Origin of the sequence: Humibacter albus DSM 18994, assembly GCF_000421825.1 — a bacterium.
Lineage (GTDB): Bacteria > Actinomycetota > Actinomycetes > Actinomycetales > Microbacteriaceae > Humibacter > Humibacter albus.
This window is the reverse complement of sequence record NZ_ATXT01000015.1, coordinates 252247-264477: the sequence shown is the minus strand read 5'-3', so window position 1 is coordinate 264477 and position 12231 is coordinate 252247. Positions and strand designations below refer to the sequence as shown.

Here is a 12231-nt window from a genome sequence, read left to right as displayed (position 1 = left end):
ATCTCGACCTCGAAAGGTAGCCTGGTCTACGGAAAAAACTGAGTGCTGGTCAGGATGGGCGGTGACAGGCATGGACGGTGTTCGTAGAACGGCTCTGGTCACGGGGATCACTGGACAGGACGGCGGCCATCTGGCCCAACTGCTGCACGACAAGGACTATCGCGTCTTCGGGCTGATCCGCGGGCAGCACAATCCTCGTCGCGAAGAGGTCGAGCGCGATCTGCCGTTCGTCGAGTTGCTCGAGGGCGACATGACCGATCCCACCTCGCTGGTGCGCGCGGTCGAGACGTCGTCGCCCGACGAGGTTTACAACTTCGCCGCCATCAGCCACGTCGGGTACTCGTTCAACCATCCGACCCTCACCATGGAGGTCACCGGCAAGGGTGTGCTGAACCTGCTCGAGGCGGTGCGCTTGACGGGGCGCGCACAGCGCACCAAGATCTACCAGGCGTCCACCTCGGAGATGTTCGGCGGCCTCGACACGACCATGCCGGGCACCGGATACAACGAGGAATCCGGCTTCCACCCGCGCAGTCCGTATGGTGTCGCGAAGCTGTACGGACACTGGATCGCCAAGAACTACCGTGAGAGCTACGGCATGTTCATCTCGTGCGGAGTGCTGTTCAACCACGAAGGAGAGCGTCGCGGTACCGAGTTCGTGACCCGCAAGATCTCCCGGGCCGCCGCCCGCATCAGCCTCGGCCTCCAGGACGGCATCAAGCTCGGTGTGCTGTGGCCGAAGCGCGACTGGGGCTACGCACAGGACTACGTGCGCGGCATCTGGATGATCATGCAGCACGACGAGCCGGACGACTTCGTACTCGCGACGGGTGAGGCGCACTCCATCGAGGACTTCCTCTCCGCCGCGTTCGCGCAGGTCGGCATCGCCGACTGGCGCCCGTACGTCGAGTTCGATCCCGCGCTGACCCGTGCAGCGGAGGTGGACAATCTGCTCGGCGACGCGTCGAAGGCGGAGCGGGTGCTGGGATGGCGGCGGGAGGTCGGATTCGACGAACTCGTCAGGCTCATGGTCGCGCACGATCTGGCGGAACAGCGTCAATACGCCGGGCCGAGCACGAGCGCCGCCGTCGAAGGGTCGAGTGTGACGCCGTCGCGGGGGACGGTGCCGGAACTGCCATGAAATCGTTCGGCGCCGGTGCGGACAGGATCGTCGCGCGCCGTGTCTCGGGGCGTACCCGCACCACCTTCTGCTCGTCTCCCTGCACCACAGCCCTCCCCGCGACCGTGGCCTCGCTCTGCGCTTCCACACGCACTCCCCTGCACACGGTGCGACCATGACGCGCCGGCTGGTGGTGGCCTCGTTGGAGGCGTGGGACGGCGTGTGGCGCCGCAATCAATACCTCGTCGACGGCCTACTCAGGGCGGATGCCCGCCTCGAAGTGCTCTTCCTTGAACCGCCGTCCGACCCACTACACGACGCGCTGAACAGGCGCCGCCCTCGGCGCGGGCGTGGACTGCGCGTTGGAGGGTACGACGGCCGACTGTTGCTCCACCAACCCACGAAGGCGCTGCCGCGACTTGCCGGACCGGCGGCGGACGCACTGCTCGTGCGCAGCATTCGCCGAGCGGTGCGCCGGCTCGGCTGGGGCGACGGGGCGCTCTGGGTGAACGATCCCGGAGCCGCACCGCTGGCGGAAGCACTCGGCTGGCCCGTCGTCTACGACGTGACGGATGACTGGGTGCGGGCCGATCGTGGCGGGCGCGAACACGAGCGCATCGCCGCCGCCGACCGCCTGCTGCTGACAGGCAGCGCCGAAGTCGTCGTCTGCTCACCGGGCCTGGCGTACACGAAGGGAGTGAACCGCACTGTTCACTTGATCCCGAACGCCGTCGACGTGGAACGCTATCGCGTCGAACGGGCCCGACCCGCCGACCTTCCGGACGGCCCGGTCGCACTGTACGTCGGCACACTGCACGAGGACCGCCTCGACATCGACCTCGTGCTGCGCACCGCCGACGCCGCTCGCGCGGCGGGCGGCTCCGTGGCGCTCGTCGGCCCGAACGCGCTGAGCGTGCGCAATCGCGAACGGCTTGTCGGGCATGCGGGGCTCGTGATGCTCGGCCCGCGTGACCGCGACGAGGTTCCCGCCTACCTGCGGAGCGCTCACGTGCTTCTCGTTCCGCACGTCGTCACCGCGTTCACGGACAGCCTCGACCCGATCAAGCTCTACGAGTACCTCGCCGTCGGCAGGCCGATCGTGAGCACTCCCGTCGCGGGCTTCCGCGACGAAGATCGCGACGAACCCCGGCCGGCGGTCGTGGAGGCGGATGTCTTCCCGGCCGCGGTCGCGCGATACCTGAGCGCATGGCATCCGCCACGCGAGTACCGGAACGTGCCGGACTGGAAGGATCGGGTGAGCGCCTTCGACGCGGTGCTTCAGGCCGCGGGCGAGAGCGTCGCATCGGGAGCCGACGCGTGAGCGGCGTCATCGTGCACGAGTGGCTCGAGTCGGTCGGCGGTGGCGAGCGCGTCGCGGACGCGCTCGCGGCCGAGTTCCCCGACGCGTCGATATTCTGTCCGTGGGACGACGTCGACGGACGATACTCGGGACGGGTGAAGCAGAGCTGGCTCGCCGGCACGCCGCTGCGTCGGCACAAGGCCGCCGCCACGCCTTTCCTGCTCCCGTGGTGGCGCTCGCTCCCGGCATCCGACGCCGACTGGGTGCTTGTGGCCACGCATCTGTTCGCGCACCACGCCAGGCCGCGCGGAGCGGCACGAGACGCGCCGAAGTACGTCTACACCTACAGTCCGGCGCGATCCATCTGGGAGCCCGACGTCGATGAGCGCGGCAAGGGGCTGGTAGCGCGCGCCGCCTCCGGCCCGTTGCGCGCCCTCGACAGACGCCGAGCGACAGAGCCGGCCAAGATCGCCGCGGTCAGCCACTTCATCGCGGAGCGAATCGAACGCTGCTGGCACCGCGAGAGCACCGTGATCAACCCGCCGGTCGACGTCGCGGCGTATCCGGGAAGCGACGACGAGCTGACGGATGAGGAGCTGCGGCAGATCGAGGCACTGCCCGACGGCTTCGTCTTCGGGGCGTCTCGATTCGTGCCGTACAAGCGCGTCGACGTTGCGATCAGGGCTGGAGCGGCGGCCGACCTCCCCGTGGTGATCGCCGGCGACGGGCCGGAGCGGGCGCGATTGCGCGCCCTCGCCGACGAGCATCCCGGCCGTGTGACATTCGTGCATCGGCCGTCGGACGCCGTGATGCGCGCACTCTATCGCCGCGCGTCGGTCTATGTCTTCGCTGCCGTCGAGGACTTCGGCATCATGCCGGTCGAGGCGATGGCGGCGGGCACGCCGGTCGTCGGCAACGCCGTGGGCGGGGCATCCGAGACGGTGGTCGACGGCGAGACGGGAGCGCTGTTCCGATCGACAGATGCCGCCGAGCTCCTCCGCGTCGTCGAGGTCGCGTCGGCCGTCGACCCTGCCGCGTGCCGCGCGCGGGCGCGCCAGTTCGACGGCGCACGATTCGGCGCACGCATCAGGGAATGGATCGAGGCGTAGGCGCGAAGCCCATCGGCCCTCCGGCGCATCGGTGACGCTGAGCATCCCTCATGATTTTCGTGCGAGAATCGCCGCGTGGGGAGCGATGAGCGGGGACGGCCACTCACGCGCCGGCAGGTCCTTGTCGGTGTGGGGGGCGTCGTCGTCGTGGGTGCTGCCGGTGTTCTCGCGGCCTCTCGTCTCGGCAACGCGGGCGGTGCAACGGCGGGTCCGACCGGGTCCGGCAGCGACTCCTCGCGGTCGCTGCCGCAAGGCCGCGCGGTGCGTCCCGGACGAATGCTGCAGGCGAGCGCGTTCTGCGGCATCTACTACGGCCGGCCGACGATCACACTCTCGGGATCGTCCAACGCGCTGAACGAGTTCCGGCTCGGCATGACGATCGGCGCCACGAACTGGCAGGTGCTGGACGCCCGCGGGCTGCCTGTCGCGCGAGGGACGACCAAGCCGCATCACACCACGCTCACGGTCTGCGAGAACGGTGTGTGGCGAGGCGGTGCCGCGGCCGTGCCCGGTTACTACACAGTGCTGACGAACAGCGGCGATCATGGCGTCGTCACGGGCAACGTCGTGATCTGCCCTCCGACGAAGCTCCATGTTCCGACGAAGCAGCCGGCCATCGCGGCCTGGCTGGCCGTCGCACCCGATCGCGACCTCTACTCGTATGTCCCCGGCCAGATCGGGAATCTGGTGGATGTCGTCAGCCAGGATCCCTACTTCACCGGCGTGCAGGACCCGGCCCGGCCGAGAACGATGTGGGCTGCACCCCAGCCTCAGGCGCAGTCGCCCGAGCCGAGCCCGACGCCGCAGGAGTGGGGAGAGCTCGCGGCGGCGATGAGATCGGCGGGCCATTCCGGCGCGCACTACGAGTGTCCGACGAACGAGCCGGAGAACGGCGGCTGGGCGATGCGGGACCTCGTCTCGTACTGGAAGCAGTGCCGCAAGGCCATTCTCGCGGCGGATCCGTCAGCCCGGGTGATGGGCTTCGACTCCGCAGGAATCATGGACGCGACGTCGTCGGCCGCGCTGGGCGAGTTCCTGGCGGCCTGTCCCGTCGACGCCGTGACCGACCACCTGGAGAACTCGCACCAGAACCTCTCGAACATCGTCGCACTGCGGCAGCTGTTCGGTGCGATGAAGCGGCGCTTCGAGGCCTCGGGTCGTCCTGCGCTCGACCTCTGGCTCACCGAGACGGGCATCAACGGCGGTGGCTACAGCGTGCTGCAACCGCGCCGCGATGCCCGGCAACGCACGGTGCTGCGACTGGTCTTCGAGTCCTTCGGCTGGCCGAAGGAGCACAGCTACGACTTCCGCATCTTCGACGTGTTCGGATCCGGACTCACCACCTTCATGGTGGACGGTCAGAACGGCGGCACGACGGGCAATCTCCGCGCGGGCGCCTACGCGCTGCACGTCATGTCCGAAGCACTGCACGGCACGACGTGCACGCCACAGGACCCGCCGACGTCACTTCGGTTCGGACCGAAGGGCGAGCTGGGCGACAGCCTCTTCGCCGGGCTTCACTATCGAGGCGTGGAGCACGACGTCGTCGTGCTGGCAGCCAACGGCATGGAGAAGTCCGCCGTCGACCTCGACGTCTCCGCGTCGGGAGATGTCGAGGTCTGGGATGGTATGGGCGTGCGCTCCACTGCGCGCGTCACCGACGGCCGCGTGAGCATCCCGCTCGACGATCTGCTCACCTACGTCTTCCTGCCGTCCGGGAGCACCGTGAAGGCGGCATCCATGTGGTGGTCTTCCTCGACGGATGTCGCGCGCGGCAGAAGCGTGCACACGGACTCCGGAGATGCGAGCGTCCTCACCGCCGGCACGTTCGGGGCGAACCTGCAGGGCGGTTCGGTGCCGGTTCCCGCGGAGCCCTACGTCACGACGAAGCTGCCGGCGAAATTCAGGGTGCGCACGCGCAAACCGGCGAAGGGCTTCGCGCTGTTCACCGGTGGTCCGGCCTGGCAGAGTGTGGGATCGTCGCTCGTGGAGTTCGAGATCGCCGTCGACGGGAAGCGGGTCTATTCCTACCGGTGTCAGTCTGCGCAGACCCTGCCGGTCCCGTCGCCATCGTCGGCGAACAGCTCGGATCCGTGCCTTTACACGACCTATTGGACGGGGCCGTTCGCCTGGCTCGAGCGCGTCGACATTCCGGCTGGGATGGTGGAACTGACCGTGACGAAAGCGAGTTTCGGTGGTCAGCCCGATGAGCTGGGCTCGTCCGCTCCCGGAAGTGACTCGCCCGAGAAGGACAGTCAGGCCGTGCACCTCGCAGCGTGGCAGTTGCTGGCGTGATGCGCCGTCGGGTGCGCCGGACATGGCCGACGGGCTGAACGAGCCGCTTGAGACGCGTTATCGGCGTTCGAGCTCTTCCTCGATGACGGCACGAATCCGGGCGATGAAGCGTCGCTCGGAGAAGGTCTCCGCGTGAGTTCTGATGGCATCCGCGTTCCAGGTCACCGAGGTCATCCGTTCCAGGGCTGCGGCCATCGCATCGGGCTCCGGCACCTCGAAGAACACGCCCGACCTGCCGTCGACCACGGTGTCGAGGTAGCCCCCGTCGTGAAGCGCGGCCGTCGGCTTGCCGAACGTCGCGGCCTCGAGCGGGGAGAGCCCGAAATCCTCGTAGGAGGCGGCAACCAGGCCCAGGCAGTTCTCATAGAGCCACCGCAGCTCCCCGTCGCTGACCCGCCCGGCGAGCACGGTTCCGCCGATGCGTTGCGCCTGCTGCTCCAGTCGCGGGCGTTCGGGGCCGTCTCCGACGATGACGAGATCGACGCCCGGCACCCGTGCGACGGCGTCGATCACCTTGTCCACGTTCTTGTAGGGCAGAAGCCGCGCCACACAGAGCACGAACGCCTTCGTGACGGAGGCAAGTGGTTCGGGCGCGGCGCCCGCGACGAGATTCGCCGGAGGCGGAGGCAGGACCTCGGCATCGATGCCGTAGACCTCGGCGACGGCGCGTTGGATGACCGTTGAATTGACGATGTACCGGTCCGCCGACTGCGCGGCTCGCTGATCCCACTCCCGGAGGCCGGGCCCCAGCGCCCGCGTCACCGCGTTGATCGCGGCCGACCGGAGCGTCGTGCCGCGCTCGGCGCCGGCGTAGCGGTCGAGCTGGTAGAGCCATCGCGCCGGCGCATGGCAGTAGACGATCTTGCGGCCACTCGTCGGTATTCCATGGGCCCAGCCGCTCGAGCTCGTGAGAAGGACGTCCGCGTCGATCCGGCCGCGGTCCATCGCGCCGGCCAGGAACGGAAGCGCGAGGCGGTGGTGCCGTCTCAGCACGCGCCATCGATTGAGAGACAGGGGGCGCACATCCACGGAGTCGAACTCCGGGAATGTGGCTGACGGCTCATACAGGGCCGTGTGCACGGGGGAGGCGGGGAATGCCCTCGCGAGCGTCAGCACTACGCGTTCCGCACCACCGCGTTGCGTGAGGTAGTCATGCGCGAGCGCGACTCGCTGGTTGCCGATGCCGGCGGGTCCCTGTGTCATCGTCATCATCTTGCCGCATGGGCGGGAGAATGGGCGGCACGCCTCAGCTTCGCCGTGCCCAGGCCGGGTGCGAAACGTTGCGCGTGCGCGGGGCGAGATTGCCGGCTATCCGCTCGATGTAGCCGTTCAGCTCGCCCACGAGGTCGCGCCAGGCCTCCGGCGGGTCGTCGATCGGATCGGCGACGTCGTCGTCGATGTTCGAGCCGATCATGTCGGAGCGCGGCCGGTCGGCGGCCTCCTGTTCGATCCACTCGCGGATCAGCACGTGCCTGCGCGGCGGATGCTCGTCGAGCCAGCGAGCGAACTGGGGAACCGTGAACACTCGCGGCCAGAGCTCGCTGTCGGCGGCGACGAGCTCGCGGGTGTGTCTCCTGCTCATCGTGAGGATGACATCCCACCCGCGCAGGTTGCGCACGTCCGCTCGCCTGCTGATATGGCGAGATGTGTCGAAGCCCCATTCCTGCGCGACGAGAACGCCGTTCGGCGGTACCGGTCGTCCGCCCTCGATGAGCCCCGCCGACTCGAACACGAACGGAAGTCCCGCGAACCTGCGCTGCGCGATCGCTTCAGCCAGAACCGAACGGCACTGATTCGCGGTGCAGACGAACAGCACCGAAGTCACGTCGCGCCCGACGCCGGGGACCCCCACGTCGTCGTACGCCCCACCCTGCACGGTCAGACCTTTTCGTCCTCGGCCGAGCCCTGCCGGCGACCGGCGCGGCGTTCGGGGGCCGGCACGTCACTCGCCGAGTCGCCGGAGCGATCGTCGACGCCGTCGGCGCCGTTCGCGGCGTTGGTGGTCTGCTGGTCGTCGAACACCGTGTCGACGTCGATGAAGCCATCGTCGAACTCGGACGCGACCTCGTCGTTCGCGGCCTGCGCGCTGACCGCTCGGGGTGAGCCGGGCGAGGCAGATGCCTGCGGCGTTGCCTGCGCTCGCTCTGCTGCCGCGGTGCGGCGTCGATCGGCCGTGCCCGCGCCGTAGTAGGCGGAGTACGACCGGGGGATGCGCCGGCGGGAGCGGTTGGCGACGACGCCCAGCACGACGATTCCGTTGCCGAGAAGGGCGTGCACGGTTTCTGTCAGGCGACGACGACGGGTTCGCTTGACGGATGCCACGAGCACCGCGCCGTCGGAATGCCCGGCGAGCAGACTGGCGTCGACGAGGGCCAGCGCCGGGGGAGAGTCGATGACGACGACGTCGCACAGCGAGCGCAGTGAGGCGATGATGTCGCCCAAGGCGTCGACCGCCAGGAGGTCGGCGGGATCCCACGGGTCCCCGCCGGCGGGAAGGATGCGCAGGCCACGGAACTTGGTGGCCTTCAGACTCCCCGCGACCTCCTCGGTGCTCGGCGCGACGCCCCGAACGGCCGCCGCCTGCAGCAACTCCGTCAAGCCCTGCCCGGTCGCGACGTCGCCGAAGTACTTGTCGAGCCTCGGCTTGCGCAGATCGCCGCCCACCAGTACGACCCGCTTGCCGGTTCTCGCCCACGCCAACGCGAGATTGGAGGAGATGAACGACTTGCCGTCGCCCGGTTCGACGCTCGTGATGACGATGACGGCACTGTCCCGGGGAAGCAGAACCTGCAGCGTCGTACGCAACGCCCGAAGGCCCTCGTTGAGAGAGGTGCGCTTGCGTCCCGCGGTCGGCAGCCAGTCGCCTCGCCGCTGCATCCGCTTGTCGAGGCTGAGCTCACCGAGCGCGGGCACGCCGGTGAGCGTCTCGATCTCGGTATCTCCACGCAGTCGATCGTCGAACACGTCGGAAATGAGCGCGATGCCGATGCCGGCCACGAGCCCCGCCGCCAGTGCGACCAGCACGGCGATCAGGGGGGAGGTCCCTTGGAATTCACCCGGGGAGGCCGGCGTCGTGACGCTCAGCGGTTTGCCCGCGTTGTCGATCTTCTCGATCGTGGTGTTCGCATTCGACAGGGAGTTGATCGCGTTCGCGAGGTTCGACTGCGCGATCGAGTTCGCTGGGTTGGCGTTGACCTGAGCCTGATACGTCTGGGCGGCGGTGGTCCACTTCGTCACCTGTGCCTGCTCCTGGGACTTGGCCCTGGCCAGCTGGCCGGTGAGATAGGCGTCGTATGACGCCACGACGGCTTCGACGCGCTTCTGCGCCTGAGCCGCGCTGCCGCCGTCGGCGGTGATCGTGATCACGGTCGCCTTGGTGGCGGTGTCAGCGGCGCCGAGCGTATAGGTGACGTTCCACGCGGTGGCGTCCGACTGCGACTCGCCGAGCTTCTTCGCCGCCGGTCCCACGACGGGGGTCGAGGTGATGGTGGCCGGGTCGAAGTCGACTGTTGCCGTCCCGATCTGTCCGCTCGAGGACGCCGCGCTGGCCAGAGCGCTCATCCGCACCGTGGTCGACGACGTATAGACCGGCGTCTGACGGACCAAGAAGATGGCGGCCACCGCGAGGGTGACGACGAGCACCGCGACGACGATGACCCATCGTTGCCAGATGACGCTCAGAGCTTGGCGAAATGTCACTGTGTCTCCCGCTGGCGTCTCGACCGCCTGACAAGGATACCGGCGTTCATCGTGGGCATTCTGAAGATGGACTGGGACAACGGAGAACGGATCCTGTGTTGCCGGCGAACGCCAGGCGACTGATCGTGCCGCATCGTCATCCTTTACCTGGCCGGCGCTGCGACGGTTGTCGCGCCCGAATCGCCGGCCCGACGCGATCGCCGAAAGGTCGGACGACGAACGCCGATCGGACCTTTCGGAGAGGCGTGACTACAATCTACCGTCGCGGTGGCGGCACCGGCGCCCCATGCCGGAGAAGCCGGTGCCCGAGCGCGACACGCCCGAGTTGCAGACACCCTCGAAATCCGGCATACTTTTCTGGTTCAACATTTCGGTGCAGCGCGCCTGCGCGCCGTGCTCCGAATCACTGCCAGGTAGTGCATAGCCGCTCCGGGCCGGCGGATCCGCATCGGATCAGGTCCCCGAAGTTCAGGTTAGGCCGCGGGCAGAAGGACACAGCTTAATCGACACCCGATGCACATGGGCTATCCATGTGCCCGCGACGGCGACACGCCCGAGTGCGGGGGTCGGTTTCAGGCGAGGGATGCCAGTGCGCGAGCCCAAGCATCCGTCGCCCTTGACAGAAGAACAGCGGTGCGACACACGTGTGGTGCCCGAAGTGCGCGAAGGCGAGAGCCGAGCGCGACGCGTCCAATGCGGCTCTGACCGCCGTACGACGCCAGAACAGTAGAGAGAGAGTCAGATATGGCGGGACAGAAGATCCGCATCAGGCTTAAGTCGTATGACCACGAGGTCATCGACACCTCGGCGCGCAAGATCGTCGACACGGTGACCCGTGCCGGCGCTCAGGTCGTCGGGCCGGTGCCGCTCCCCACCGAGAAGAACGTGGTGTGTGTCATCCGTTCGCCCCACAAGTACAAGGACAGCCGCGAGCACTTCGAGATGCGCACCCACAAGCGGCTCATCGACATCATCGACCCGACGCCGAAGGCCGTCGACTCGCTCATGCGTCTCGACCTGCCGGCCGACGTCAACATCGAGATCAAGCTGTAGGGGTCGCCATGCCAAAGACCGTGAACAACACAGCGCAGAACAAGACCGTCAAGGGTCTGCTCGGCAAGAAGCTCGGCATGACCCAGGTGTGGGACGAGAACAACAAACTCATCCCCGTGACCGTCGTGGAGATCACGCCGAACGTCGTGACGCAGATCCGCACCCCCGAGGTCGACGGATACGACGCCGTTCAGATCGCCAGCGGCTCCATCGACCCGCGCAAGGTCAACAAGCCCGCGAGCGGTCACTTCGAGAAGGCCGGCGTGACGCCGCGCCGCCACCTCACCGAGATCCGCACCGCGGACGCCGGCGAGTACACCCCGGGCCAGGAACTGACAGTCGAGGGCACGTTCGAGGCCGGCCAGAAGGTCGACGTCGTCGGCACCTCGAAGGGTAAGGGCACCGCCGGTGTCATGAAGCGCCACAACTTCAAGGGTGTCTCCGCTTCGCACGGTGCGCACCGCAACCACCGCAAGCCCGGTTCGATCGGCGCCTCGTCGACCCCGAGCCGCGTGTTCAAGGGCATGCGCATGGCGGGCCGCATGGGCGCTGAGCGCGTGACCGTGCTCAACCTCACGGTGCACTCGGTCGACGCCGGCAAGGGCCTGCTGCTCGTCAAGGGCGCGGTTCCCGGTGCTCGCGGTCGCATCGTCTTCGTCCGCAACGCAGTGAAGGGAGCGTAGTCACATGGCTACCTCGATCGACGTTTTCGACGCCGCCGGCAAGAAGTCCGGTTCGCTCGAGCTGCCCGCGGAGATCTTCGACGTTCAGGTCAACGTCCCGCTGATCCACCAGGTCGTCGTCGCGCAGCTCGCTGCCGCACGCCAGGGCACGCACAAGACCAAGAACCGCGGCGAGGTCTCCGGTGCCGGCCGCAAGCCGTTCAAGCAGAAGGGCACCGGTCGCGCCCGTCAGGGTTCGATCCGCGCCCCGCAGATGACCGGCGGTGGCATCGTGCACGGCCCGACGCCGCGCAGCTACGCGCAGCGCACCCCCAAGAAGATGATCGCCGCCGCGCTCCTGGGTTCGCTCAGCGACCGCGCTCGTGGCGAGCGCATCCACGTGGTGGAGCAGCTCGTCGCCGGCGAGGCGCCGTCGACCAAGGCCGCCGTCGCGCTTTTGGATGCCATCGCCAGCTCGAAGAACGTGCTGATCGTCACCGAGCGCGGTGACGAGAACGGCGTCAAGAGCGTGCGGAACATCCCGACCGTGCACACGCTGACCTACGACCAGCTGAACGCCTACGACGTGCTCGTCTCCGACGACATCGTCTTCACCAAGGCCGCCTTCGACGCCTTTGTGGCCGCCAAGACCAAGAAGGAAGAGGTGAACGCGTAATGGCCAACATCAACAAGGACCCGCGCGACATCATCATCGCTCCGGTCGTGTCCGAGAAGAGCTACTCGCTCATCGACGAGGGCAAGTACACGTTCCTCGTCGACCCCCGCTCGAACAAGACCGAGATCAAGCTCGCGATCGAGAAGATCTTCAAGGTCGAGGTCGCATCCGTCAACACGTTGAACCGCCAGGGCAAGACGCGCCGTACTCGTTTCGGCGCCGGCAAGCGCAAGGACACCAAGCGCGCCATCGTCACCCTCAAGTCCGGTTCCATCGACATCTTCACGGCTGTCGGCTAAGGAGCAAGGGAACTCTCA

General features: G+C 67.8%; 11 protein-coding genes. 8 read left to right on the top strand and 3 right to left on the bottom strand.

Annotated elements, in window-relative coordinates; genetic code table 11:
• Positions 1 to 70: 70 nt before the first annotated feature.
• From H623_RS19260 to H623_RS0110735, 4 genes are all read left to right on the top strand, one after another.
• A complete protein-coding gene (locus H623_RS19260) occupies positions 71 to 1141 on the top strand; it encodes a GDP-mannose 4,6-dehydratase (protein WP_022900942.1) in 1071 nt (356 codons plus the stop codon).
• 154 nt (positions 1142 to 1295) lie between these two features.
• Positions 1296 to 2441 (top strand): glycosyltransferase, encoded by a 1146-nt coding sequence (locus H623_RS19255; protein ID WP_022900941.1) that lies wholly within the window; start codon positions 1296 to 1298, stop codon positions 2439 to 2441.
• Positions 2438 to 3529 (top strand): glycosyltransferase, encoded by a 1092-nt coding sequence (locus H623_RS0110740; protein WP_022900940.1) that lies wholly within the window; start codon positions 2438 to 2440, stop codon positions 3527 to 3529. The genes H623_RS19255 and H623_RS0110740 overlap by 4 nt, the downstream gene beginning before the upstream one ends.
• A gap of 75 nt (positions 3530 to 3604) precedes the next feature.
• Positions 3605 to 5824 (top strand): hypothetical protein, encoded by a 2220-nt coding sequence (locus tag H623_RS0110735; protein WP_033371790.1) that lies wholly within the window; start codon positions 3605 to 3607, stop codon positions 5822 to 5824.
• A 57-nt stretch (positions 5825 to 5881) separates the two neighbouring features.
• Here the strand turns inward: H623_RS0110735 and H623_RS0110730 are convergent, their stop codons facing one another.
• The 3 genes from H623_RS0110730 to H623_RS0110720 are packed head-to-tail and all read right to left on the bottom strand — an operon-like array spanning position 5882 to position 9523.
• Positions 5882 to 7027 carry a glycosyltransferase gene (locus tag H623_RS0110730; protein WP_022900938.1) on the bottom strand — a complete coding sequence of 382 codons (1146 nt, stop codon included), beginning with the start codon at positions 7025 to 7027 and terminating at the stop codon, positions 5882 to 5884.
• A 43-nt stretch (positions 7028 to 7070) separates the two neighbouring features.
• Positions 7071 to 7700 carry an arsenate reductase/protein-tyrosine-phosphatase family protein gene (locus H623_RS0110725; RefSeq protein WP_022900937.1) on the bottom strand — a complete coding sequence of 210 codons (630 nt, stop codon included), beginning with the start codon at positions 7698 to 7700 and terminating at the stop codon, positions 7071 to 7073.
• Positions 7701 to 7702: 2 nt separating this feature from the next.
• The gene (locus H623_RS0110720; RefSeq protein WP_022900936.1) at positions 7703 to 9523 is read right to left on the bottom strand and encodes a polysaccharide biosynthesis tyrosine autokinase; all 1821 of its coding nucleotides are present in this window, start codon (positions 9521 to 9523) and stop codon (positions 7703 to 7705) included.
• Between the two features lie 744 nt (positions 9524 to 10267).
• Here H623_RS0110720 and rpsJ point away from each other — a divergent pair.
• The 4 genes from rpsJ to rplW are packed head-to-tail and all read left to right on the top strand — an operon-like array spanning position 10268 to position 12213.
• A complete protein-coding gene (gene rpsJ, locus H623_RS0110715) occupies positions 10268 to 10576 on the top strand; it encodes a 30S ribosomal protein S10 (RefSeq protein ID WP_022900935.1) in 309 nt (102 codons plus the stop codon).
• Positions 10577 to 10584: 8 nt separating this feature from the next.
• Positions 10585 to 11259: a 50S ribosomal protein L3 gene (gene rplC / locus H623_RS0110710; protein WP_033371788.1), complete on the top strand. Its 675-nt coding sequence runs from the start codon at positions 10585 to 10587 to the stop codon at positions 11257 to 11259.
• Between the two features lie 4 nt (positions 11260 to 11263).
• Positions 11264 to 11914, top strand: a complete 651-nt coding sequence (gene rplD / locus H623_RS0110705; protein WP_022900933.1) for a 50S ribosomal protein L4 — start codon at positions 11264 to 11266, stop codon at positions 11912 to 11914.
• The gene (gene rplW, locus H623_RS0110700; RefSeq protein ID WP_022900932.1) at positions 11914 to 12213 is read left to right on the top strand and encodes a 50S ribosomal protein L23; all 300 of its coding nucleotides are present in this window, start codon (positions 11914 to 11916) and stop codon (positions 12211 to 12213) included. The genes rplD and rplW overlap by 1 nt, the downstream gene beginning before the upstream one ends.
• The last annotated feature ends 18 nt before the right edge of the window (positions 12214 to 12231 follow it).